This is a genomic window from Streptomyces sp. NPDC111606 (assembly GCF_055656945.1).
On the sequence record NZ_JBVKBY010000015.1, the window covers coordinates 153,602 to 178,027 of the forward strand.

The 24,426-nt window shown below is 70.3% G+C and carries 22 protein-coding genes; 12 read left to right on the forward strand and 10 right to left on the reverse strand.

The features are described from left to right. Positions 1-5: 5 nt before the first annotated feature. Positions 6-527, reverse strand: coding sequence for a DUF6668 family protein (locus tag ACZ7M7_RS39845; protein WP_472125743.1), 522 nt, complete (start codon positions 525-527; stop codon positions 6-8). Between the two features lie 291 nt (positions 528-818). On the opposite strand from ACZ7M7_RS39845, the gene ACZ7M7_RS39850 reads away from it, so the two are divergent. Further along, a complete protein-coding gene (locus ACZ7M7_RS39850; RefSeq protein WP_472125746.1) occupies positions 819-2,123 on the forward strand; it encodes a tetratricopeptide repeat protein in 1,305 nt (434 codons plus the stop codon). Between the two features lie 27 nt (positions 2,124-2,150). On the opposite strand, the gene ACZ7M7_RS39855 is transcribed toward ACZ7M7_RS39850, so the two are convergent. From ACZ7M7_RS39855 to ACZ7M7_RS39870, 4 genes are all read right to left on the reverse strand, one after another. After that, entirely contained in the window at positions 2,151-3,095 is a 945-nt protein-coding gene (locus ACZ7M7_RS39855; protein WP_472125749.1) for a M28 family metallopeptidase, read from the reverse strand. A 161-nt stretch (positions 3,096-3,256) separates the two neighbouring features. Then, positions 3,257-3,739, reverse strand: a complete 483-nt coding sequence (locus tag ACZ7M7_RS39860) for a VOC family protein (RefSeq protein ID WP_383610085.1) — start codon at positions 3,737-3,739, stop codon at positions 3,257-3,259. A 212-nt stretch (positions 3,740-3,951) separates the two neighbouring features. After that, entirely contained in the window at positions 3,952-4,941 is a 990-nt protein-coding gene (rarD, locus tag ACZ7M7_RS39865; RefSeq protein WP_383610082.1) for an EamA family transporter RarD, read from the reverse strand. 121 nt (positions 4,942-5,062) lie between these two features. Next, positions 5,063-5,917: an SDR family oxidoreductase gene (locus ACZ7M7_RS39870; protein ID WP_472125753.1), complete on the reverse strand. Its 855-nt coding sequence runs from the start codon at positions 5,915-5,917 to the stop codon at positions 5,063-5,065. An 89-nt stretch (positions 5,918-6,006) separates the two neighbouring features. On the opposite strand from ACZ7M7_RS39870, the gene ACZ7M7_RS39875 reads away from it, so the two are divergent. Next, complete coding sequence (locus ACZ7M7_RS39875; RefSeq protein WP_383610077.1) at positions 6,007-6,405, forward strand: winged helix-turn-helix transcriptional regulator; 399 nt, start codon at positions 6,007-6,009, stop codon at positions 6,403-6,405. Between the two features lie 156 nt (positions 6,406-6,561). Here the strand turns inward: ACZ7M7_RS39875 and ACZ7M7_RS39880 are convergent, their stop codons facing one another. From ACZ7M7_RS39880 to ACZ7M7_RS39900, 5 genes are all read right to left on the reverse strand, one after another. Next, complete coding sequence (locus ACZ7M7_RS39880; RefSeq protein ID WP_472125756.1) at positions 6,562-7,641, reverse strand: 2-oxoacid:ferredoxin oxidoreductase subunit beta; 1,080 nt, start codon at positions 7,639-7,641, stop codon at positions 6,562-6,564. Continuing rightward, positions 7,634-9,562, reverse strand: a complete 1,929-nt coding sequence (locus tag ACZ7M7_RS39885) for a 2-oxoacid:acceptor oxidoreductase subunit alpha (RefSeq protein WP_383630858.1) — start codon at positions 9,560-9,562, stop codon at positions 7,634-7,636. The genes ACZ7M7_RS39880 and ACZ7M7_RS39885 overlap by 8 nt, the downstream gene beginning before the upstream one ends. Positions 9,563-9,848: 286 nt before the next feature. Then, positions 9,849-10,547: a LuxR C-terminal-related transcriptional regulator gene (locus ACZ7M7_RS39890; RefSeq protein WP_383610069.1), complete on the reverse strand. Its 699-nt coding sequence runs from the start codon at positions 10,545-10,547 to the stop codon at positions 9,849-9,851. A gap of 301 nt (positions 10,548-10,848) precedes the next feature. After that, entirely contained in the window at positions 10,849-12,225 is a 1,377-nt protein-coding gene (locus ACZ7M7_RS39895) for a sensor histidine kinase (protein ID WP_472125760.1), read from the reverse strand. A gap of 137 nt (positions 12,226-12,362) precedes the next feature. Then, on the reverse strand, positions 12,363-13,571 hold the full coding sequence (locus ACZ7M7_RS39900) for a sensor histidine kinase (protein ID WP_472125763.1): 1,209 nt from the start codon (positions 13,569-13,571) through the stop codon (positions 12,363-12,365). A gap of 304 nt (positions 13,572-13,875) precedes the next feature. On the opposite strand from ACZ7M7_RS39900, the gene ACZ7M7_RS39905 reads away from it, so the two are divergent. The 10 genes from ACZ7M7_RS39905 (at position 13,876) to ACZ7M7_RS39950 (ending at position 24,409) form a co-directional block, all read left to right on the forward strand. Further along, positions 13,876-14,298 carry an NADH-quinone oxidoreductase subunit A gene (locus ACZ7M7_RS39905; RefSeq protein WP_328424719.1) on the forward strand — a complete coding sequence of 141 codons (423 nt, stop codon included), beginning with the start codon at positions 13,876-13,878 and terminating at the stop codon, positions 14,296-14,298. After that, a complete protein-coding gene (locus tag ACZ7M7_RS39910; RefSeq protein ID WP_472125769.1) occupies positions 14,289-14,957 on the forward strand; it encodes an NADH-quinone oxidoreductase subunit B in 669 nt (222 codons plus the stop codon). The genes ACZ7M7_RS39905 and ACZ7M7_RS39910 overlap by 10 nt, the downstream gene beginning before the upstream one ends. Next, entirely contained in the window at positions 14,954-16,636 is a 1,683-nt protein-coding gene (locus ACZ7M7_RS39915) for an NADH-quinone oxidoreductase subunit C (protein WP_472125772.1), read from the forward strand. Before ACZ7M7_RS39910 ends, ACZ7M7_RS39915 begins: the two co-directional genes overlap by 4 nt. Next, positions 16,633-17,601 carry a complex I subunit 1/NuoH family protein gene (locus ACZ7M7_RS39920; RefSeq protein ID WP_383610055.1) on the forward strand — a complete coding sequence of 323 codons (969 nt, stop codon included), beginning with the start codon at positions 16,633-16,635 and terminating at the stop codon, positions 17,599-17,601. Before ACZ7M7_RS39915 ends, ACZ7M7_RS39920 begins: the two co-directional genes overlap by 4 nt. A 113-nt stretch (positions 17,602-17,714) precedes the next feature. Further along, entirely contained in the window at positions 17,715-18,236 is a 522-nt protein-coding gene (locus ACZ7M7_RS39925) for a 4Fe-4S binding protein (protein ID WP_383610052.1), read from the forward strand. Between the two features lie 17 nt (positions 18,237-18,253). Further along, positions 18,254-18,928, forward strand: a complete 675-nt coding sequence (locus ACZ7M7_RS39930) for an NADH-quinone oxidoreductase subunit J family protein (RefSeq protein ID WP_472125883.1) — start codon at positions 18,254-18,256, stop codon at positions 18,926-18,928. After that, positions 18,928-19,317 carry an NADH-quinone oxidoreductase subunit NuoK gene (gene nuoK, locus ACZ7M7_RS39935; RefSeq protein WP_383610047.1) on the forward strand — a complete coding sequence of 130 codons (390 nt, stop codon included), beginning with the start codon at positions 18,928-18,930 and terminating at the stop codon, positions 19,315-19,317. Before ACZ7M7_RS39930 ends, nuoK begins: the two co-directional genes overlap by 1 nt. Beyond that, positions 19,314-21,308: an NADH-quinone oxidoreductase subunit 5 family protein gene (locus tag ACZ7M7_RS39940; RefSeq protein ID WP_472125777.1), complete on the forward strand. Its 1,995-nt coding sequence runs from the start codon at positions 19,314-19,316 to the stop codon at positions 21,306-21,308. The genes nuoK and ACZ7M7_RS39940 overlap by 4 nt, the downstream gene beginning before the upstream one ends. 6 nt (positions 21,309-21,314) lie before the next feature. Continuing rightward, complete coding sequence (locus tag ACZ7M7_RS39945; RefSeq protein ID WP_472125780.1) at positions 21,315-22,889, forward strand: complex I subunit 4 family protein; 1,575 nt, start codon at positions 21,315-21,317, stop codon at positions 22,887-22,889. Beyond that, positions 22,886-24,409, forward strand: coding sequence for an NADH-quinone oxidoreductase subunit N (locus tag ACZ7M7_RS39950; protein WP_472125783.1), 1,524 nt, complete (start codon positions 22,886-22,888; stop codon positions 24,407-24,409). The genes ACZ7M7_RS39945 and ACZ7M7_RS39950 overlap by 4 nt, the downstream gene beginning before the upstream one ends. The last annotated feature ends 17 nt before the right edge of the window (positions 24,410-24,426 follow it).

The window sequence follows — 24,426 nt, forward strand, 5'->3', positions numbered from 1 at the left end:
CCGCCTCAGCGAGAGCGCCCCGTCAACCGAGCCAGCGCCGCCGCCTCCCGTGGCGCCTGCCCGCTCAGTTCGCCGAGCCGCCAGGCAGCCACCCACGGCACCCGGTACACATCGATGACCGACTCGATCACCTTGACGCGCTCGGCGAGCGGTCGCGGCAGCCGGCCCGGCGCGTCCGCGACCAGGACGACGGCGTCGAGATCGAGCCCGTGCGGAGCCTCCCCGCGTCGGAAGACCTCGAGGGCGCCCAGGGCTGCGGCCAGCCCGGCCGCATGCGTGCGGGCCACGAGCAGCACCGACGGGGGATCGGCCGGGCCGGGCCAGCCACGTCCGCAGTCATGGCCGCCGTAGACCGCGGCGAGCGTGGAGGCACCCGCTCCGCCGTGCACGCCGACCCAGGAGAAGCGCCGCGGCGTGACGGCGGCAGGGGAGGGCGAGGGCTCCTCGGGCAGGGCCACCGGTCCGCGGATCCAGATCTCCGGCCCCGGCTCGGGCCGCCCCTGCTGCACGTGCATGTCAGTCCGCATGCCCGTACTCCTCCCTCTCACGCGATTGATCTTGGCGCCAGGCATGAGAACGCTGTGACGTGGCACAAGCTCCTGGAACGAGTCTGTGACGACCCGGTGACGCCCGCGCCGGGCGGTACCGGAGAGACTCGACAGTACGGGTACGACGTGTCCGAAGTACGTGCACGACGTGTCCGACCTGTACGACCGGATGTTGATGCCGGGGAAGCGGTACCCGACGGCGGGAGGGAGCACCATGGAGCCCGAACGTGCTGTCGGCGAAACCCCCGACACATGCGAGTGAGGGAAGCGATGTCTCGACTGAGCCGCGCGATGAAGCGGGAACACAAACGCGCCGCGGCGGCCCCCGTGGTCGCGCCGATCGACGTACGCGTCCCCGCCGGTGGTCCGGGCGCGGGCGGTGCGTCGATCGGCGGCGTACCCGTCACCGCGGTTCCCGGTGAGGAGATCCAGCACACCGTTCTGACCCACCTCCAGCGCATCGCCGTCGCCGCCGGTCATTCCGTGCACGCCACGATCCACGACGAGCGGATCGGGTACGTCGTGCCGCTGCGGGTGGAGGCGGACGGATCCAGCCACTTCACCGACGAGCCCGTGCGGACGCCTCCGGCGACGCCGAGCGAGTCTCCGGCGCCGGCAGAGGCCGTACGGCCCCCCGCGGACCAGCCTGGCCCACTCGCCCCACCCGCGCCCCCGGCAGCACAGCCCGCGCCGCCGGCCCCGCAGCCCTTGCCACTCCCCTCGGATCAGGCTCCTTACCGGGACAGGCCCACGCATGTCCTACGACCGCTGCCGGGCTCGGAGCCGGAGGCCTCGCCCACGTTCCGGATGCGCGCGCTGCCCGAGCCGGTGGAGGACGCCGTACCCGGCACGGTCCCCCCGCCGCTGGGGGAGTTCGGCCCACCGCCGTCCATGGACGCGTGGCCGGAGCCGACGAACCTGCCTGCTCCGCCCCCTGCCCCGGCCTCGTCCCCTGCTCCCGCCGCCACCTCCGCCCGGGTCCCCGACCCCGGCCTCGTCCTCGACCCCACCCCTGACCTCGACCCCAAGCCCACCCCGCCCCGCGGGTTCGACGCCGTGGCCGAAGCCGTCCTCGGCGACACGCCCCCGGCCACGACCGCCGACGCCGCGCCCTTCGCGCAGCAGATGGCGCAGGTCAACGAGGCCGTGAAGGAGGGGCGGACGACGGAGGCGACGGCGCTCGCGGAGCGGACGGTGGCCCAGGCGTCGGCAGTGCTGGGGCTGGAGCACCCCGAGGTACTCGGGATGCGTGAACTCGCCGCGTACATCGCGTACCTGGCGGGCGAGCCGGAGCGTGCTTTCGCCCTCGCCCTGGAAGTGGCCCGGACGCATCACCGCACCCGCGACGCGGAGGCGGCTTACGGCAGCCTCCACGGCGCGGCCACGGCCTGGCGGGCGGTACGTGACCCGGCGCTGGGCCTGGCCCTCGGCCGGGATCTGCTCGCACTGTGGGACGAGCTCATGGCGGAGGGCGGCCCGGCCGCCGAGGAGGCCGAGGAACTGGAGTCGGCCCACGCCCGCATGGACCGCCTCACCGCCCGAGCCGCCAAGTCGGCCGAACCGCCCACCGGTTGAGGGCCCCGAGGCTGAAGGCCCGGTGCCTTAGTCCGACAGCTCCCACACCGCGTACGCGACGGCGTCGCTGTTGCGGTTCAGGGCGGTGTCGTTGATGTTGGACGTGTTGTCGCAGGACGAGTGGTAGCAGCGGTCGAAGGACTGCCCCGACGTACCGCCCCACTTGGCTGCCTGCGCCGCGGTCTTCGTACGGCTGGCCCCCGTGAACAGCCCGCCCACCGGCACGCCCGCGCTCTTGAACGGCGCGTGGTCGGAGCGGCCGTCGCCCTCGGTCTCGATCTCGGTCGCGACGCCGAGGCCGGCGTAGTAGTCCTTGAAGGTCTTCTCGATCGCGGGGTCGTCGTCGTAGACGAAGTAGCCGGCGTTGGGCGAGCCGATCATGTCGAAGTTCAGATAGCCGCTGATCTTGGCGCGGTTGGCGGCGGAGAGGTTGTTGACGTAGTAGCGGGAGCCGACGAGCCCCAGCTCCTCCGCCCCCCACCAGGCGAACCGCAGATGCTTGGTGGGCTGGTAGCCGGCCCGCGACACGGCGAGCGCGGTCTCCAGGACGGCCGCGGAGCCGGAGCCGTTGTCGTTGATGCCGGGGCCGGAGGAGACGCTGTCGAGGTGCGAGCCGGCCATGACGACCTGGTTGGTGTCGCCGCCGGGCCAGTCGGCGATCAGGTTGTAGCCGGTACGGCCGCCGGAAGTGAACGGCTGGATGGCCGTGGTGTACCCGGCGGCGTCCAGCTTGGCCTTCACATAGTCGAGGGACGCCTTGTAGCCGGGGCGGCCGTGGGCGCGGTTGCCGCCGTTGGCGGTGGCTATGGACTGGAGCTGAGTGAGGTGGGCCTTCACGCTCGCCACGGGTATGTCGGGCGCGGCGGCGACGGAGGGCGCGGGTGCCGCGCCGGCTATGGATCCGCCGGTCAGCAGCAGGACGGCCGCGACGGTACCGGCCGTCATCGCGCGCCCGGAGACGGAGAGCTTCATGTGGGGGGCTCCGAATTCCAGGGGGCTCCCTGTGGGGTGGCCACAGGGGAGCCACAGTGAATGGGGTGCCTGGATCGTGGAGCTAAGCCTGACTCTCCGTCAAGAGGGCTGTAAGCGCAGGAAGTTCGGGGCCTGGAGGGGGTTTGAGGGTCCGGCATGCCTCACTGCACGCAGAACTCGTTCCCCTCCGGATCCGCCATCACCGCCCACTCCCCGCCCGGCTCCTTCACGTGCCGCAGCACACTCGCCCCCAGCCCCTGCAGCCGCTGGACCTCGCTCTCGCGCTCCCCGGCCGCCGCGTGCAGATCGAGATGGAGCCGGTTCTTGACGGACTTCGCCTCCGGCACGCGCTGGAACAGCACCCGCCGCCCCAGCCCGGTCCCGCTGTCCTTGTCGTACGGGTCGTCCGGATGCCGTACGGCCACCAGGTCCCGGAAGGCGAGACGCGCGTGGAACTCGACGACGTCCTCCCGCGGCAGCACGCCGAGCTCCAGCAGCCGCTCGATGAACGCGCCGTTGTCCTCGACCTCGTAGTGCAGCGCGGCGGCCCAGAAGTCGGCCTGGGACTGGGGGTTGGCGCTGTCGACGACGAGCTTCCAGTGGAGGGGGGCGGGCGCGGAGGTGGATTTCGGTGCCTGTGTCATGCGACCACTCATATGGGGTGAGGGAGGGGGCCGCAATGAGAATCGCCGGGGCGGGGCACTCTCAGCCCGTCTGGTGTCCGCCGGTGCGGGCAGTCTCGGTCCGTCTGGTGTCCGCCGGTGCGGGCAGTCTCGGTCCGTCTGGTGTCCGCCGGTGCGGGCAGTCTCGGCCTGTCCGGTGTCCGCCGTGCGGCCAGTTTCAGCCCGCCGGTGCTTCAGGCGTCCACCGCGGCGGACGCCGGCTTCTCCACCCGCGGCACGCTGAGCCGGGCCACCCTGCCCCGGTGCGCGGAGCGCCACGCATCGGCCGTCAGCAAGGTCAACGCCAGCCACACCAGCGCGAACCCGGCCCACCGCTCGGCAGGCATCGCCTCATGGAAGTACAGGATGCCGAGCAGGAACTGGAAGACCGGCGCCAGGTACTGCAGCAGCCCCAGCGTCGAGAGCGGCACGCGTATCGCGGCTGCGCCGAAGCAGACGAGCGGCAGGGCGGTCACGACGCCGGTGGCCGCCAGCAGGGCCACATGCCCGGGCCCCTCCGAGGTGAACGTCGACTCCCCGTGCGTCGCCAGCCAGGCCAGATACCCCACGGCAGGCAGGAACTGGATCGCGGTCTCCGCGGCCAGCGACTCGACGCCGCCGAGGTTGACCTTCTTCTTCACCAGCCCGTACGTGGCGAAGGAGAAGGCGAGGACGAGGGAGATCCACGGCGGCCGCCCGTACCCGACGGTCAGCACGATCACGGCCGCGAGGCCGACCCCCACCGCCGTCCACTGCACCGGCCGCAGCCGCTCCTTCAGCAGCAGCACGCCCATCGCGATGGTGACGAGCGGATTGATGAAGTACCCGAGGGACGCCTCGACCACGTGTCCCGAGTTCACGGACCAGATGTAGACGCCCCAGTTGACGGTGATCACGGCCGCGGCAACGGTGACGAGCGCCAGCCGCCGCGGCTGCCGTATCAGCTCACCCGCCCAGGCCCAGCGCCGCACGAAGACCAGCGCGACCGCCACGAAGACGAGGGACCAGGCCATCCGGTGCGCGAGGATCTCGGCCGCGCCGGCGGGCTTCAGAAGAGGCCAGAAGAGGGGAACGAGCCCCCACATCCCATACGCGGCGAAGCCGTTCAGCAGTCCTATACGCCGCTCTCCCTGCGACTTCCCGCTCACGGCCCCTCCTTCGCGCACACACCGGACCGCGCCCATACGACGGTCTGCACGAAGGTAACGCCGAATGCCCCCGCCTGTCATGCCCGTATCGCCATACGGTCATGACAGGCGAGGGTGACGCGCCCAGGAAGAACCGGGGGAGTCAGTTCATGGGATCTCAGGCCTTGAGTCCGGCCGCGATCGCCTCGGCCAGCGGCGTGGTCGGACGGCCGGCCAGCCGGGACAGGTCTCCGCTGCCGACGACCAGCTCGCCCTTCTCGATGGAGGCGTCCACACCCGCCAGGATCACGGCGAACGGCTCGGGCAGCCCCGCGCCGGCCAGGATGCCGACGAGGGCGTCGGCGGAGACGCGGTTGTCGGCGATCTCCTTGCCGGTCTGCCGGCTCAGCTCGGCGGCGTACTCGGCGAGGCTCCAGGCGACGTCGCCGCCCAGCTCGTACGTCTGGTTCTCGTGCCCCTCGCCGGTCAGTACGGCGACGGCGGCGGCCGCGTAGTCGGCGCGGGGGGCGGAGGAGACGCGGCCCTCGCCGGCGGCGTGGGTGACGGCGTTGTACTGCAGGACCGGGGCGAGGTTCTCGGTGTAGTTCTCGTGGTACCAGCCGTTGCGGAGCAACGCGTACGGCAGCCCGGACTCCAGGAGTGCCTTCTCGGTGCCGCGGTGGTCGTCGGCGAGGGCGGCCGTGAGGCTGCCGGGGGCACTGGTGTAGGCGAGCAGGGCGACACCGGCTGCCTTTGCGGCGTCGATGACGACCTTGTGCTGGCCGATGCGGTCGCTGCCCACCTCGCTGCCGGATATGAGCAGCACCTTGTCGCCGGAAGCCAACAGTCCGTCGAAGGTCTCGGGCGCGTTGTAGTCGGCGACGGCGATCTTCACGCCGCGCTCGGCGAAGTCGGAGGCCTTCTCGGGAGTGCGGACGACGGCGGTGACCTGGTCGGCCGGAACCTTCTCCAGCAACTGCTCCACGACGTGGCGGCCGAGGTGTCCGGTGGCTCCGGTGACGACGATGCTCATGATCAGAACTCCTTGTGGGGTGCGTTGGCACTAACCCTAGGAGGTGCACTAACTCGACGAAAGTACCCACTTTGAAGTAAGGTACTGGTATGGCAGTAAGTGACGCGGTGAGCGTGACGACGAGCAAGTACGACATCGGCGAGCAGATGTGCCCCTACCGCCTGGTCCTGGAGCACGTCACCAGCCGCTGGGGCGTCCTTGTCCTGATCGAACTGATGGAACGCCCCTACCGCTTCAGCGAACTGCGCCGGGCGATCGGCCGGGTCAGCGAGAAGATGCTGACCCAGACCCTCCAGACCCTGGAACGGGACGGCCTGATCCACCGCGACGCCCAGCCCGTGATCCCACCGCGGGTCGACTACTCCCTGACCGACCTGGGCCGCGAGGCGGCGGAACAAGTGCGCGGACTGGCGCTGTGGACCAAGGACCGGATGGAAGACGTAGAGAAGGCGCGTGACGCGTACGACGCGCGTAAGAGCGGCTCCTAGAGCGGGCGCCTGGAGTGGCTCCTGAACGACAGGACTCAGCAGTCGACCGATCCCAGGAGTCGGCAGGACCCAGGCCCCGGCAGGACCAGGCCGGAACGACCGAGGGCCTGGATGCCGTACGACATCCAGGCCCTCGACTCTCTTCGAACGTGCCGGTCAGCCCACCACCGTCCAGGTGTCCCCACCCGCCAGCAGCGCGGCCAGATCCCCCTTGCCGTTCTGCTCGATCGCCGTGTCCAGCTGGTCGGCCATCTGCGTGTCGTACACCGGCCGCTCCACCGAGCGCAGCACGCCGATCGGGGTGTGGTGCAGGGTGTCCGGGTCGGCCAGGCGGGACAGGGCGAAGGCGGTGGTCGGGGATGCGCAATGGGCGTCGTGGATCAGGATCTGCGACTCGTTCTCCGGGGTCACGGTGACGACCTTCAGGTCGCCCGTCTGCGGGTCCCGTACGACGCCGCGGGCGCCATCGGTGCCGAAGCGGATCGGCTGCCCGTGCTCCAGCCGGATCACGGCCTCCTCGGCCTGCTGCTTGTCCTTGAGGACCTCGAAGGCGCCGTCGTTGAAGATGTTGCAGTTCTGATAGATCTCGATCAGTGCCGTACCCCGGTGGGCGGCCGCCTCGCGCAGCACCTGCGTGAGGTGCTTGCGGTCGGAGTCGACCGTCCGCGCCACGAAGGACGCCTCCGCGCCGATGGCCAGGGACACCGGGTTGAAGGGCGCGTCCAGCGAGCCCATCGGCGTCGACTTGGTGATCTTGCCGACTTCGGAGGTCGGGGAGTACTGGCCCTTCGTCAGGCCGTAGATCCGGTTGTTGAACAGCAGGATCTTGAGGTTGACGTTGCGGCGCAGGGCGTGGATCAGATGGTTGCCGCCGATCGACAGCGCGTCACCGTCGCCCGTCACCACCCACACGCTCAGGTCTCGGCGCGATGTGGCCAGCCCGGTCGCGATCGCGGGGGCGCGGCCGTGGATGGAGTGCATGCCGTACGTGTTCATGTAGTACGGGAAGCGCGACGAACAGCCGATGCCCGACACGAAGACGATGTTCTCCTTGGCAAGGCCCAGCTCCGGCATGAAGCCCTGGACCGCGGCAAGGATCGCGTAGTCACCGCAACCGGGGCACCAGCGCACTTCCTGATCGGACTTGAAGTCCTTCATGGACTGGCGGGCCTCGGCCCTGGGGATCAGCGAAAGTGCCTCGATCGTGCCCGTGCCTTCCGTGGACGTCTCAGGCATCGATGGCCTCCTTGAGAGCCTTGGCGAGCTGTTCCGCCTTGAACGGCATGCCGTTGACCTGGTTGTACGAGTGGGCATCCACCAGGTACCTCGCCCGGACCAGGGTGGCGAGCTGGCCGAGGTTCATCTCGGGGATCACCACCTTCTCGTAGCGCCCGAGTACCACGCCCAGGTTGCTCGGGAACGGGTTCAGATGGCGCAGATGCGCCTGCGCGATCGACTCGCCGGCGGTGCGCAGTCGGCGGACCGCGGCCGTGATCGGGCCGTACGTCGATCCCCAGCCCAGCACCAGCGTCTTCGCCTCGTGCGGGTCGTCGACCTCCAGGTCGGGTACCTCGATGCCGTCGATCTTGGCCTGGCGGGTGCGGACCATGAAGTCGTGGTTGGCCGGGGCGTAGGAGATGTTGCCCGTGCCGTCCTCCTTCTCGATGCCGCCGATCCGGTGCTCCAGGCCCGGCGTGCCCGGGATCGCCCACGGCCGGGCGAGGGTCTGCGGGTCGCGCTTGTACGGCCAGAAGACCTCGCTGCCGTCCTCCAGGGTGTGGTTCGGGCCCTGCGCGAACTGCACGGTCAGATCCGGCAGCTCCTCCAGCTCCGGGATCCGCCAGGGCTCCGAGCCGTTGGCGAGATAGCCGTCCGACAGCAGCATCACCGGAGTGCGGTACGTCAACGCGATCCGCGCCGCCTCCAGAGCCGCGTCGAAGCAGTCGGCCGGGGTGCACGGGGCGACGATCGGGATCGGCGCCTCGCCGTTGCGGCCGAACATCGCCTGCAGCAGGTCCGCCTGCTCCGTCTTGGTCGGCAGCCCCGTCGAGGGCCCTCCGCGCTGGATGTCGATCACCAGCAGCGGCAGCTCCAGCGACACCGCCAGCCCGATCGTCTCCGACTTCAGCGCCACACCGGGGCCGGACGTCGTGGTCACCGCCAGCGAACCGCCGAAGGCCGCACCCAGCGCCGCACCGATGCCCGCGATCTCGTCCTCGGCCTGGAAGGTCCGCACACCGAAGTTCTTGTGCCGGCTCAGCTCGTGCAGGATGTCCGAGGCCGGGGTGATCGGATACGAGCCCAGGTAGAGCGGAAGATCCGCCTGGCGGGACGCGGCGATCAGCCCGTAGGACAGGGCGAGGTTCCCGGAGATGTTGCGGTAGGTGCCGACCGGGAAGGCCGTCGTCGCCGGCGCGATCTCGTAGGAGACGGCGAAGTCCTCGGTCGTCTCCCCGAAGTTCCAGCCCGCGTGGAAGGCCGCGATGTTCGCCGCCGCGATGTGCGGCTTCTTGGCGAACTTCGACGCCAGGAACTTCTCGGTGCCCTCCGTCGGCCGGTGGTACATCCAGCTCAGCAGGCCCAACGCGAACATGTTCTTGCTGCGCTCGGCCTCCTTGCGGGTGAGGTCGAACTCCTTGAGCGCCTCGACCGTCAGCGTGGTCAGCGGCACCGGATGGAGGCTGTAACCGTCGAGCGAGCCGTCCTCCAGGGGGCTGGTGTCATAGCCCACCTTCTGCATCGCCCGCTTGGTGAACTCGTCCGTGTTGACGATGATCTCCGCGCCTCGTGGAAGATCGCCGATGTTGGCCTTCAGGGCCGCCGGGTTCATCGCGACCAGCACGTTCGGTGCGTCGCCCGGGGTCAGGATGTCGTGGTCGGCGAAGTGCAGCTGAAAGGAGGACACGCCCGGCAGAGTGCCGGCGGGAGCGCGGATCTCGGCCGGGAAGTTCGGCAACGTCGACAGGTCGTTGCCGAAGGACGCCGTTTCCGAGGTGAAACGGTCGCCGGTGAGCTGCATACCGTCGCCCGAGTCCCCCGCGAAACGAATGATCACCCGGTCCAGCCGGCGGACGTCCTTCGTCCCTGCCGGTTTGCGCTGCTCTCCCACGACGGCTTCGTCGGCCTGCTCCGCTGGGCTACTGACCTGGCTGGTCACTGAACTGGACCTCCTTCGAGGCGGCTGTCTGCGCTGGCCTTCCCGCAAGCCTTCCCAGGATCAACCCTACGTCCGCAAAGGTCGCCCTCCCTGGGCCATTCGCATGACGGACGTCGGTTTGCGCTGGTTCGCCACCCTGACTTGTCATGATTTACACGCCCCCCGGCGCTTCTTTTGAAGACGCTCCCTGTTCTTTGTTCGGTTGCCGCTTTCGTGCTTGTCGGCCGGTCTGTTCGGTGGGTGCCGCGCGAGCGGTTGCCTATTTGACTGACACGGTGTCAGTCCGTCAGGAGTTCAGATAGGTGAGGACCGCGAGAACGCGTCGGTGATCCCCGTCACTCTGGTTCAGTCCGAGCTTGAGGAAGATGTTGCTGACGTGCTTCTCGACGGCACCGTCGCTCACCACCAGCTGCCGGGCGATCGCGGAGTTGGTCCGCCCCTCCGCCATCAGCCCCAGGACCTCCCGCTCCCGCGGGGTGAGCCTCGCCAGCACGTCCTGCTTACGGCTGCGGCCCAGCAGCTGGGCGACGACCTCCGGGTCGAGGGCCGTACCCCCTTGGGCCACCCGCACGACGGCGTCCACGAACTCCCGAACCTCCGCCACGCGGTCCTTGAGCAGATAGCCGACCCCACGGCTGGAACCGGCCAGCAGTTCCGTGGCGTACCGCTCCTCCACGTACTGCGACAGTACGAGTACCCCGAGTCCGGGGTGCGTCCTGCGCAGCTGCACGGCCGCCCGCACGCCTTCGTCGGTGTGCGTCGGCGGCATTCTGACGTCCGCCACCACCACGTCCGGCAGCTCGCCCTGCGCGTCCAGCTCCGTGATGGTCTTGATCAACGCTTCGCCGTCCCCGACGCCGGCCACGACCTCGTGCCCCCGGTCGGTCAACAGCCGGGTCAGCCCCTCCCTGAGCAGCACCGAATCCTCGGCGATGACCACCCGCACCCTGTCCTCCACGATCCCCGGCCCCCCGTGCCTCGGCATTCGGCCGAGTGTGCCCCGGCCCTGTCGTCCTCGCGACCTCAGTATCCCGCGATCTGCTCTCCGTCACCGGGCCTGTGGATAACCTGCCCGAGCCGGACGGGATCGCTTGTGGACAAAGGAGGCGTCTTTGGGGGCGCGTGCTCGGGGAGCACTCGCGCGCAAGAGACCGAAGGAGAGCCGGGGCCGAAGAGCCGGGACCGAAGCAGGGCCGTGGGGGGCGTGACGATGGCCTGGAGGCGGACGAGGTCCGCTCCAGGCCAATGACTTTTGTCGAACTGCACAGTGGGCTTACAAGGTGCGGCTACACGGTCCGCCAGGGAAGCTCCGCCGTGACCCGCGTAGGCCCACCGACCGGCGAGTCCACCACCAGAATCCCGTCCACCGCGTCCAGCCGCTCCGCAAGCCCGGCGAGCCCCGATCCCCCGGATATGTCGGCGCCGCCGATCCCGTTGTCCACGACCTGCAGCATCAGCCGGTTCTCCACCCGCCACACATCCACGGCCGACCATGTGGCCCGCGCATGCTTGCTGATGTTCTGCAGCAGCTCCGACACCGTGAAGTAGGCGATCCCCTCGATCGCCGGCACCGGCCGCTCCTCCAGATCCACCTGGACCTCCACCGGCACCGTGCACCGCGAGGCCACCGCAGACAGGGCCGCGTCCAGTCCTCGGTCGGTGAGGACGGCCGGATGGATCCCGCGGGCCAGATCTCGCAGCTCCTGAAGCGCCGTCTTCACCTCGCCGTGCGCCTCGTCGACCATCCGCGCCGCCGCCTGCGGGTCCTCCGTCAGCTTCTCCTTCGCCAGACCCAGATCCATGGCCAGAGCCACCAGGCGGGCCTGGGCACCGTCGTGCAGGTCGCGCTCGATGCGCCGCAGGTCCGCAGCGGCCGTATCGACGACGACACCGCGGTCCGACTCCAGCTCCACCACACGCGTGGCCAGCCGCGAGGGGCCGAGCAGGCCGTGCACCAGCAGCCGGTCCACCTGCGTCAGCGCCCGCACGATCCACGGCGTGGCCAGCGTGAACAGCAGGCCCACCAGCGCGGTGACCGTGATCTCGAAGGGGTTGTCGAGGTAGAACTGGTGCGTCTCGTCGCCGTACACCTGAAGGCCGTCCTGTCCGGCCCACATCGGGAACACCCAGAACCACAGCGGATACGTCAGCAGCGCCCAGCCGTACGCCCAGACGTTCACCGCGACGACGAAGGAGAACACCGCCCACGGGAAGTGCAGCACCGCGTACAGCACGCTCCGCCACGACGTCCCGCTCTTCAGTACGGCGCCCATCCACGCCATGAACCCGCGCCGACGCATGCGCAGCGGCTCCGGGTCGGCCACCTCCAGGTGCAGCAACGCACGCGCGCGTGCCCGCTCCAGCGCCCCGAAGGCCCGGCAGCCGGCGAGCGCCGCCGCCAGCACGGGGACGCCGAGGAACGTCACCAGCAGGCCCGCTCCCAGCGACACCATCGTGATGGCGTACACGAACAGCATGATGCTGATCGGCAGGCTCAGCAGCACATACCCGAACTCCCGCCAACTGCGTGCCTCGAACGGCGCCCGCAGCCCGGCCGGCAGCCGGTGCCGTCGCTCGCCACCCTGCTCGGGAAGGCCGTGCTCGGGGTAATCGAGCCCGTGCCCGTAGCCCTGCCCGTAGCCCTGTCCGTACTCCGTGGCCATCGGCGTCGTCCGTTCTCCTCGTCCCGTCAGCCCCGCCCCGGGGCTGTGCCGTCGTATCTCCAACCCTGCTGCGCCGCAGGTCCACGGACCATGGAGGCCGTCGGCGTCTTGAACGGGGGGTTTTCCCTACCCCTGCGCTACCCCTGCCCGGGGACGCGATCGCGCCAGGGCAGCTCCGCCGTCACAGTCGTAGGGCCGCCCAGGGGTGACTCGATGACGAACAGGCCGTCCACGGCGTCCAGCCGGTCGGCGAGACCGCGCATGCCCGTGCCGCCGTCGAGGCGCGCGCCCCCGCGGCCGTCGTCCCACACCTGGATGAGCAGCCGCTCGTCCGAACGCCACACGTCGACCGACGCCGACTTCGCCCCGCTGTGCTTGCTGACGTTCTGCAGCAGTTCGGAGACGGTGAAATAGGCGATGCCCTCGATGGCCGCGGCCGGTCTGGACGGCAGGCCGACGGTCACCTTCACCGGCACCGTGCAGCGCGACGCGACCGCCGAAAGGGCGGCATCCAGGCCGCGGTCGGTCAGGACGGCCGGATGGATGCCGCGGGCGAGATCCCGTAGCTCCTGAAGCGCCAGTTTCACCTCGCCGTGCGCCTCCGCGACCATCGACGCCGCCACGTCGGGGTCCTCCAGCAGCTTCTCCTTGGCCAGGCCCAGCCCCATGGCCAGGTTGACCAGACGGGCCTGAGCGCCGTCGTGCAGGTCGCGCTCGATGCGCCGCAGATCGGCCGCGGCCGTGTCCACCACGACCCCTCGGTCCGACTCCAGTTCGGCGATACGGCGCTCCAACTCGTCGGAGGGCGACAGCAGGCTCCGCACCATCGCCCGGTCCGCGTTCGCCAGGCCCCGCGCGATGAACGGCAGCACCGGCCACAGCACGAACAGCGAGGTCAGCGTGATGGTGAAGGTGAGGACGCCCCAGGGCAGGCGGATGAAGTCGTACAGGATCGTGCGCCAGCCGACGGGGTCCTTCAGCGCCAGCCACAGCTGTGGGAAGAAGCCGTCCTTGCCGCCGCGCAACGGCAGCCGACTCGGCTCGTCCACCTGCAACCCGAGCAACGCACGCGCGCGTGAGCGCTCCAGCTTGCCCAACTGCCGCGCGCCCAGCAGGCCGGCGGCGAGCAGCGGGAACCCGATCACCGTCAGCGTCAGCAATGCACCGGTGAACAGCACTGTCACGACGTAGACGAAGCCGAGCAGCGACATCGGAAGGTTCGCCAGGAGGTGCGCGATCTCCTTCCAGGTGTGCCGGTCGTAGGCGAAACGGGCGGGCGGCAGCGGCGGCTGGTCACCCTCGGAACGCCGGGAGGCGTCCCACGAAGGGCTGGGGCTTTCGGTCATATGGGCTAGCGTGCCGCGCGGTGCGCCGCCGCGCCATGAGGCGGACCGCCGCGGTCTTCCGGGGGAAATCCCCACCCCCGCGCCGAACCTCGCGACCGGCCGGGGATCGGCCGCCGTATCCCGACGACGGACGTGCGGCGTCCTGGGGCGAGTCTCGACGAGATCTCAACGTGTGACGGGCTGCTTACGCTGTCTTTAGCAGGGCCTAGACTCCCGTGCGTACAGATCGTCGAACAGCGGTGTTCACGAGAACACAGGTCGCAGGACACTGGTAGGCAACGAGGTCAGGGAGCGAGGGGCGGACGTGTCGGAACAGACCGTCGTCGTCGCGGCGGATGTGCATTACGTCGTCGTCTCGGCGGACTACTTCCAGTCCTACTCGGTCGTCGGACTGCTCGCAGTCATCGGCGTGCTGTTCGTCGCTGTCGCCTTCGGGGCGGGCCGACTGCTGCGCCCCGTGGTCCCCACGCCCGAGAAGCTCCTGACGTACGAGTGCGGCGTCGACCCCGTCGGCGAGGGCTGGGCCCACACCCAGGTCCGCTACTACGTCTACGCCTTCCTCTACGTGATCTTCGCCATCGACTCGATCTTCCTGTTCCCCTGGGCGACGGTGTTCGCCGACCCGGGCTACGGCGCGACCACCCTCGTCGAGATGTTCATCTTCCTCGGCTTCCTGGCCGTGGGCCTGCTCTACGCATACAAGAAGGGCGTCCTGGCATGGACGTGACGCCAGAAGTGAACTCGCCGGAGCGCGCGGAAGTGGATTCGCCGGAGCCCGTTCTGCTCCCGGAGCCGAAGCGGCTGGGCGCCTTGGCCCGCCTCGCCCCCGAGCCGATGAAGGTGATCCTGAACTGGGGCCGCCGCTACTCGCTCTGGGTCTTCAACTTCGGGCTCGCCTGCTGCGCGATCGAGTTCATCGCCGCGTCGATGGCCCGCCACGACTTCATCCGCCTCGGCGTGATCCCCTTCGCGCCCGGCCCCCGGCAGGCCGACCTCATGGTCGTCTCGGGCACGGTCACCGACAAGATGGCCCCGGCCGTGAAGCGCCTGTACGAACAGATGCCCGAGCCGAAGTACGTCATCTCCTTCGGCGCCTGCTCGAACTGCGGCGGCCCGTACTGGGACTCCTACTCCGTCACCAAGGGCGTCGACCAGATCATCCCGGTGGACGTCTACGTCCCCGGCTGCCCGCCACGCCCCGAGGCACTGCTCCAGGGCATCCTGAAGCTCCAGGAGAAGATCGCGCGGGAGTCGCTGGGGGAGCGGTACGGCGTCGGCACGGCCCGGCCCTCCACGGCGGCGTTGCAGAGTGGGCTCGTGCGCGGGCCGGAGGCGCCCGGCGCCGGCGGAACGGGTGCCGAAAGCGCGGGGGAGACCGACCGATGACGACGATCGGCTGGCTGCCCGCCCCCGTCGAGGACCTCTTCGGCCCGGAGGCCACGGCCGAGGAGTCCTACGAGGTCCTGACAGTCGACGTCCCCCCGACGTCCTGGATCCCGGCACTTGAAGCAGCCCGCGACGAGCTGGGCTGCACCTACTTCGACTGGCTGAGCGCCGTCGACGAACCCGGCACGGGCTTCCGCGTCGCGGCCCACGTCGCCGCCCTGTCTCCGGTACGGCGCCTGCTGGTCCGCACGACGGTCCCGCACGAGGCGCCGACCCTGCCCTCCGCGATCGGTGTCTACGCGGGCGCGGCCTGGCACGAACGCGAGACGCACGAAATGTTCGGCGTCGCCTTCACCGACCACCCCGCCCTCGACCACCTGCTCCTCCCGGAGAACTTCGAGGGCCACCCCCTCCGCAAGGACTTCGTCCTGGCCGCCCGCGTCGCCAAGGCCTGGCCCGGCGCCAAGGAACCCGGCGAGTCCGAACACGGCGGCCCCAAACGCCGCCAAATGCTGCCCCCCGGCGTCCCCGACCCGAACGAATGGGGCCCCCTGAAGGGCCAACTCCCCCCTGCCCCGGCCCGCCCGGCCCGCGGCGCGGCACGCACGCCCGGAGAAAGGCCGACCCGCGCAGCGGGCGAGCGACCGGTCCGACGAGCACGCACATCGGCGGAGGGTTCGGCGAGCCAGGCGGAGACGCCGGCTGCGGGTGGGACTCCGCCGGGCGCTCCTGCTGCGGGTCCGGCGCGGCGGTCGCGTACGGCGGCGGAGGGTTCGGCGAGCCAGGCGGAGGCCCCGGCTGCGGGTGGGGCTCCGACGGGCGCTGCTGCTGCGGGTGCGGCGCGGCGGTCGCGTACGGCGGCGGAGGGTTCGGCCAGCCAGACGGAACCCTTGGCTGGTGCAGCGCCCGCGACGGGTGCGGCCCGGCGTGCGCGCACGGCAGCCGAAGGGTCGGTCAGCCAGCAGGAGGCGGGCAGGGAGACGCCCGCTACGGCTCAGCAGGAGACGGCTCCGGCAGCCGAGGCGTCGGCCGGCGAGGTGGCCGCTATGGACTCCGAGAACTCGCCGGAGGCGGGCGGCGGGTCCCCGGCGGGCACCGGTGCGCAGGCAACCCCGTCAGGCACGTCGACCACGCCGCGCCGCACCCGGAGCGCAGACGAGGGCTCGGCGAGTCAGCGGACCCCTTCCGATGTGGAGGCATCCCGCGAGGCGGCGTCGGATACAGCTGCTTCCGGCGCGGCTGCGTCCAAGGCGGCTGCAACGGATGGGGCGTCGGCTGACACGGCCGACGAAGCCACCAACCCCTCCACCCCGTCGGCCACTCCCAAGCTCCCCTCGACCCCCCGCAGCTCGGACGCCCCCTGGCACCACGCCCGCCCGGCCTTCGACGAACCGGCAGTCGAGCCACGGCCCGAAGCCGATCAGCAGCCTGAGCCCGAGCCGAAGAGCCTGGCCGAGGAGCAGACCCAGACCCAGGCCGAAGCCGAGGCCCAGACCGAAGCCGAGGCCCAGCCCGAGGCCGAGTCACCGTCGGAGACCCCGGCGAAGCCAGGCCCATCCGACCCCGCAGTCACGCCCGAAGACGCCGAAGACGCCGCAGACTCCACCGACGAGAACCCGAACCACCCGAACCACACGGACCACCCGGACCGCACAGACCCCTCAGGAGGCCCGCAGTGAACGACGCGCTCGACGTCACCCTGCGACTCCTGATCGTCTTCGTCGTGTTCCTCACCTTCCCCCTGCTCATCGGCCAGACCGAGCACAAGGTGATGGCCCACATGCAGGGCCGTCTCGGCCCGATGTACGCCGGCGGCTTCCACGGCTGGGCCCAACTCGTCGCCGACGGCGTGAAGTTCGCGCAGAAGGAAGACGTCGTCCCGGCAGGCGCCGACCGCCGCATCTTCCAGCTCGCCCCCGCTGTGGCCCTCCTCCCGTACCTGCTCGTCCTCCTCGCCATCCCCATCGGACCCAGCGAGGGCGCAGTCGGCGAGGTCATCGACGCGGGCATCTTCTTCGTCCTGGCGGTCATGGGCGTAGGCGTCCTCGGCTCACTCATGGCCGGCTGGGCCTCCGCCAACAAGTTCTCCCTCCTCGGCGGCCTCCGCACCGCCGCTCAGCTCCTCGCCTACGAACTTCCGATGCTGCTCACCGCCGCCTCCGTGGCGATGGCTGCCGGAACCGTCTCCCTCCCCGGCATCCTCGAGGCCTTCGAGTGGTGGTGGCTGCCCTGGCAGATCGTCGGCGCGATCGTCTTCTTCGTCGCCGGCCTGGCCGAGCTGCAGCGACCCCCCTTCGACATGCCCGTCGCCGACTCGGAGATCATCTTCGGCGCCTACACCGAGTACACCGGTCTGCGTTTCGCTCTCTTCCTTCTCGCCGAGTACGCCGGAATCGTCGTCCTGTGCGGCCTGACCACGGTCCTCTTCCTGGGCGGCTGGCACGGACCCTGGGGCGCCGACGGCCTCGGCTGGGTCTGGACCCTGCTGAAGACGGCCGTCCTCGCCTTCCTCGTGATCTGGCTCCGCGTCACCTATCCCCGCCTGCGCGAGGACCAGCTCCAGAAGCTCTCCTGGACCCTCCTCGTCCCCCTCTCCCTCGCCCAGATCGCCCTCACCGGCATCGTCAAGGTGGTGATCCAGTAACCATGTCCCGCCCGTCACCCGACCACCACCACTCAACGACGCCCTCCGGGCGGCCCCGCCGATCGATTCCTGGCAGTGGCCTGGCCAAGGGCCTGGCCGTCACCCTCCGCACGATGACGAAGAAGTCCGTCACCGCGCAGTACCCGGACACCCAGCCCGACCTTCCGCCCCGCACCCGTGGCGTGATCGGCCTGTTCGAGGAGAACTGCACGGTCTGCATGCTCTGCGCCCGCGAGTGCCCGGACTGGTGCATCTACATCGACTCCCACAAGGAGACGGTCCCGGCGGCGGCCCCTGGCGGCCGCGAACGCAGTCGCAACGTCCTCGACCGCTTCGCCATCGACTTCTCCCTGTGCATGTACTGCGGTATCTGCATTGAGGTCTGTCCTTTCGATGCCCTGTTCTGGTCCCCGGAGTTCGAGTACGCCGAGACCGACATCCGCGAGCTCACCCACGAGCGCGACAAGCTCCGTGAGTGGATGTGGACCGTGCCGGCCCCGCCCGCCCTCGACCCCGGCGCCGAGGAGCCCAAGGAGATCGCCGCAGCTCGCAAGACCGCCGAGAAGCTGGCGGCCACGCAGGCTGCGGAGGCCGCGCCGACCGAGGCGACCGAGCCGCACGAGGGGGAGTCGTGACCCCCACCTCCACCGCGCTGAACCTGGCCGCCGACACTCACGGCTTCCTCTCCCCGACCGGCGTCGAGATCGTTTTTCTCCTGGTGGGGCTGGTCACCTTCGGCGCCGCGCTGGTCACCGTCACCACCCGGCAGCTGGTGCACGCCGCCCTGTGGCTGGTGGTCACGCTCGGCGGCCTCGCCGTCGAGTACCTCCTGCTCACCGCCGAGTTCATCGCCTGGGTGCAGGTCCTCATCTATGTCGGTTCCGTCGTCGTCCTCCTCCTGTTCGGTCTGATGCTCACCAGGGCCCCCATCGGCCGCTCCCCGGACGCCGACTCCGGCAACCGCTGGGCCGCCCTCACCGTGGCCGTCGCCTCCGCGGCCACGCTGATCTGGGTGGTCGTGGATGCCTTCCGCACCACTTGGATCGACCTCGACGGCCCCGCCGCCGGCTCCACCAAGGCCACCGGCGAGAGCCTCTTCCAGAACTGGGTCCTCCCCTTCGAGGCCCTCTCCGTGCTCCTCCTCGCGGCCCTGGTCGGCGCGATCGTCCTGTCCCGCAAGGCGAAGACCGAGTCGGGCTCTCCCTCTGTGAACTCCCGCGCCGTGTCCGGTGGTTCCCCATCCGTCCCGGATTCCCGTAATCACCCGACCGGGCGAAACAAGCCGGTTGAGGGAACCGATCCGGCCGAGCAGGAAGGCGCCCGCTGATGCACCTCGCCTATCCCGCCGTACTCTCCGCCCTCCTCTTCTGCACCGGCCTGTACGGCGTGCTCGCCCGACGCAACGCGATCCTGGTCCTGATGTCGGTCGAGCTGATGCTCAACGCCGTCAACCTCAACCTGGTCGCCTTCGACGTCTGGCTCAGCAAGACCGCCGAGGAGACCCTGCACTCCGGCCAGGCGCTGACCCTGTTCACCATCACCATCGCCGCCGCCGAGATCGGCATCGGCCTGGCGATCGTCCTCGCCGTCCACCGCAATCGCGGCACCGCGGACATCGACAAGCTCCGCGACACCGCCGAGAGCCACGACACCGACGGGCCCGACCGCGACGCCTCCACGGCCCCGCAGGCCGAGAAGGCCGAGGCCACCGCGTGACCACGACCACCCTCGCCGTCCTAGTCCCCCTCCTTCCCTTCCTCGGCGCCGCGGCCGGCCTGCTCCTGGGCCGCACCGCTCCCGGCTTCGTCCGCCCGCTCGCAGTCCTGCCGACGCTGACGTCCCTCGTCCTCGCCGCGGTGGTCGCGGTGCGTCAGGGCGGAGACCAGGCGATCAACGCCGCCACCGAACTCACACCCACCGGCTCGGTCCCGGTCGACCTCGCCCTGTACATCGACGGCTTCGCCGCCCTCGTCGCCGTACTCGTCGGCGTCGTCGCCACCTGTGTGCAGATCTACTCCACGGGCTACCTGCGCGAGGACCCGCGCTACCCCTCGTACGCCGCTCTCGTCTCCCTGTTCACCTCGGCGATGCTGCTCGTCGTCTACTCCGGCGACCTGATGGTGCTGCTGGTCGGCTGGGAGATCATGGGCATCTGCTCGTACTTCCTGGTCGGCCACTACTGGGAGACCCCGGAGGCCCGCGCCGCCTCCATCAAGGCGTTCCTGGTGACCAAGCTCGGTGACGTCCCCTTCCTCATCGGCCTGTTCGCGCTGGCCACCGACGCCGGGTCCTTCCGCATCACGAAGATCCTCGGCACCGTCGCGAGCGGCGGACTCGACCACCCGACGCTGATCGCCCTGCTGCTCCTCGCGGGTGTGGCGGGCAAGTCGGCGCAGTTCCCGCTGCACACCTGGCTCCCCGACGCGATGGCGGGTCCGACGCCCGTCTCCGCGCTGATCCACGCCGCGACGATGGTCGCCGCCGGTGTCTACTTCGTCGCGCGTCTCCTCCCGGTCTTCGAGGCCTCCCAGGCCGCGATGATCGTCCTCGCCGTCATGGCCGCCGTCACGATGGTCGGCTCGGGTATCGCCGCGCTCGCCCAGGACGACATCAAGCGCGTCCTCGCCTACTCGACGATCGGTCAGCTCGGCTACATGACCGGCGCCCTCGCCGTCGCCGACCGCGGTGCCGCCGTGTTCCACCTCCTGTCCCACGGTGCTTTCAAGGCGCTGCTGTTCCTCGCGGCCGGCGTGATCATCCACGCCGCCGGCACCAACTCGCTGGCCGCCATGTCCCGCATGACCCACCTGCGCAACCGGGTCCCGGACGCCTTCTGGACGATGACCGTGGCGCTCCTCGCGCTCGCCGCGATCCCGCCGTTCAGCGGGTTCTTCTCCAAGGAGTCCGTCCTCGGTGCCGCCGAGCACGTCGCCACCGGCCACACCGAGCACGCCCCCGGTGTCGCGGGCTGGATCGTCCTCGTCACCGGCCTGCTCACGGCCCTGCTCACCGCCGCCTACGCGATGCGCCTGTGGCTGCTGGCCTTCCACGGCCACGGTGCCGAGGCCCCCGACCACGGTAGGCAGCCCCTGACGATGACCGTCGTGCTGTGGGTGCTCGCCGTCCCGTCCCTCGCTGTCGGCGCCCTCGCCTACCGCGTGCTCCCCGACTGGTTCGACGGCCGCGACCTCGCCCCGACCCTCACCACCTCGGTCCTCGGCACGGGCGTGGCCCTCGTCGGCGGCATCGTCACCTACGCGGCCTGGCGCCACCTCGCGGCCGTGGCGGCACGCGTCCCGCTGGGTGCGGTCGCGGCCCACCCCGAGGGCGACGCCGCCCAAGTCGAGGCCGAGGCCATCGCCAGCCACGCGCCCGTGTACGGAGGTGTGGCCTACGCGCCCGACCCGGCAGACCCGGGCCGGCTGCTGCTCGGCCCGCTGCACCGGCATGCCGCCGTCGGCTTCCACCTCGACGCGGTGTACCGGACCCTGTTCGTCCGCCCGGTCCAGGCCGGCGCGAGTCTCGTCCGGTTTCTCGACCGCGAGGTCGTCGACACCTACGTGCATGGCGCGGGTGCTCTACCCCGCTGGCTCGGCATCGCCGTACGGCGTGCCCAGACCGGCAATGTGCAGACCTATGTGAGCGCGCTGCTCGCCGGCACCGTCGTCCTGGCGGTCGCCGCCGTCCTCGTCGCCACGGGAGCGTGAGCAGGCGTGATCGATATCAACGAGTCCGTGATGCAGGTCCTTCTGGCGTTCGTCGTCGTCGGCCCGCTCCTCGGCGCCGCCGCAGCTCTTCTGCCCGCTCCGCCCGGGCTGAAAGGGAAGTCACCCGAGCAGGCCGTGCTCCGGCACGGTGTCACCGTCACCGGCGCGGTCCTCATTGCCGCGATCGTCCTGGTGCTCGGCTTCGACCACGACCAGCCGTCGAAGATGCAGGCCAGCACGGACATCAGCTGGATCCCCGCACTCGACGTGCGCATCCACCTCGGCATCGACGGCATCTCCCTCCCCCTTCTGGTGCTGACCGCGCTGCTGACCTTCCTCTGCGCGCTCTACTCGTACTTCAAGATGCCTGCGGGCCCGACCCCGAAGGCCTTCGTCGCACTGGTGCTCGTCCTGGAGTCCGGCACCCTCGCCACCTTCGCCGTCCTCGACCTGCTGCTCTTCTTCCTCGCCTTCGAGATGGTCCTGATCCCGATGTACTTCTTCATCGCCCGCTGGGGCGGCGAGGGCCGGGCCGCGGCCGCCTGGAAGTTCATCCTCTACACGCTGCTCGGCTCCGTGGTCATGCTGCTCGGCCTGCTCCTGATCGGAATCAAGGCGGGCACATTCGACATGGTGGCACTCGCCACTGACAACGGCCGGTCCCTGACTGCATCCGTGCAGGTCATCGCCGTTTTGTCGATCGGTATCGGGCTCGCGGTCAAGACGCCGATGTGGCCCCTGCACAGCTGGCTGCCCGACGCCCACACCGCCGCCCCGACCGTCGGCTCGGTTCTGCTGGCCGGCGTCCTGCTGAAGATGGGAACGTACGGGTTCGTCCGGATTCTCCTGCCGATCGCCCCCGACGGCTTCGCCGACTTCGCGCCCTACCTCGCCGCGTTCGCCGTCGTCGGGATCATCTACGGATCCCTGGCCTGCCTCGCCCTGGCCAAGCGGGGCGCGAAGGGCGACCTGAAGCGCCTGATCGCCTACTCCTCCGTCGGCCACATGGGCTTCGTCCTGCTCGGCATCGCCACGATGACCCCGACCGGCGTGAACGGCGCCCTGTTCGCCAACATCGCCCACGGCCTCATCACCGGCCTCCTCTTCTTCCTGGTCGGCGCGCTGAAGGACCGTACGGGGACCACCGACCTCGACACCCTCGCCGACAAGACCGGCGCGGCCCTCTACGCCAAGACGCCCCGCCTCGGTGGCCTCCTGGCGTTCGCCGCGGTCGCTTCGCTCGGGCTGCCGGGCCTCGCCGGGTTCTGGGGCGAGATGCTCGCGCTGTTCGGCGCGTTCGAGCCCGCGGCCCAGCTCAGTCGGCCGGCCTTCCTGACCTTCATGGCGATCGGCGCCTTCGGCACCCTGCTCACCGCCGCGTACCTGCTTGTCGTGGTCCGCCGCGTCTGCATGGGTGCCGCTTCGCAGGAAGCCCCGAAGCTCGCCGACGTCCAGAGTTACGAGTTCGCGGCCTGGACCCCGCTCGTCGCCCTCACCGTCGTCGCCGGATTGTGGCCGAAGACCCTCCTCGGCCTGACCGACCCGGCCGTGCAGCAGCTCCTCGCAGGAGGCACCCGATGAGCTCCCTGGCCCAGCCCCTGGCCGAGTCGGTGGTCCAGTCAGTCGACTGGCTCGCCATCGCGCCGCCCACCGTCGCGGCGGTCGTCGGACTCGTGGTCCTCGTCGCCGACCTGTTCGTTGCCGAGAACAAGAAGGCCCTGCTCGGCTGGACATCCGTGGCCGGCCTGGCCGCCTCCATCGTCCTGCTGCTGCCCCTTCTGGACGGCGACCGCTCCACCTTCTGCCTGAACGGCGACGCCGCGGTCTGCAGCTATACGGCCGACCGCTTCACTCTCGTGATCCAGTTCCTGGTTCTCGGCGGCGCCCTCCTCGCGGCGCTCCTGTCGGTCACCGCTCTCAAGGACGCACACAAGGAACTCCCCGAAGGGGAGTACTGGTTCCTGCTGCTCTCCTCCGCCGCCGGCGCCGCTCTGCTGCCCGCCTCCCGGGACCTGGCGACCCTCATCGTCGCGCTCGAAGTCGCCTCGCTTCCGGCCTTCGCGCTGGTCGGCCTCCGCTTCGGTGACCGCAAGTCCTCCGAAGCGGCCCTGAAGTTCTTCCTGTCCTCGGTCACCGCGACCGCGGTCAGCCTCATGGGCATCAGCTTCGTGTACGCCTCTACCGGCACCCTCTACCTCACGCAGATCGCCGACCGGATCCAGAACGTCGACGGACAGCTCGAGACCCTGGTCCAGACGGGAGTCGTCCTCACCCTGGTCGGCTTCGCCTTCAAGACGGCCGCTGTCCCCTTCCACTTCTGGGTCCCGGACACCTACGTAGGGGCGCCCCTACCGGTGGCCGCCTACCTCTCGGTCGTCGGCAAGGCGGTCGGCTTCACCGGCCTGATCCTCGTCACGGTCATCGCCCTGCCGTCGTACGCCGACGTCTGGGGCCCGGCCCTCGCGGCACTGGCCGCCCTCACCATGACCGTCGGCAACGTCGGAGCCCTCCGGCAGCAGGCCACGCGCGCGTACAGCGCGGTACGCCTGCTCGCCTGGTCCTCCGTCGGCCAGGCCGGCTACCTCCTGGTGCCGATCGCCGCCGCCGCGTACTCCGACGACGGCGAGCGCGCCATCGGCTCCACCGTCGCCTACGCCCTCATGTACGCCGCCGTGAACCTCGGCGCCTTCGCAGTGGCCGCCCTGGTCGGCCGTACGAAGTCCCTGAACCGCATCAGCGACTACCGCGGCCTGTACTCCCACAACCCCCTGACCGCCCTGATCCTGGCCTTCTTCCTGCTCTGCCTGGCCGGGCTCCCGCCGGGCATCATCGGTCTCTTCGCCAAGGTCACGGTCTTCTCCGCCGCCGTCGACGCGGGCCTGGGCTGGCTGGCCGTGGTCATGGCCGTCAACGTGGTGATCGCGCTGTTCTACTACCTCCAGTGGACGGCCCTGCTGTTCCGAGCGCCCGAGGGGGAGGCAGGGAGGCACCTCCTTCCCGCGCCGCTCACGGCCGCGATGGCCGTCACCGGCGTCGTCGGCATCGCCCTGTCCGGAGCCCCCCAGCTGATCCTGCGCTTCGCCGACACCGGGCTCTTCTGAGCCTCCGGCCCACTTCC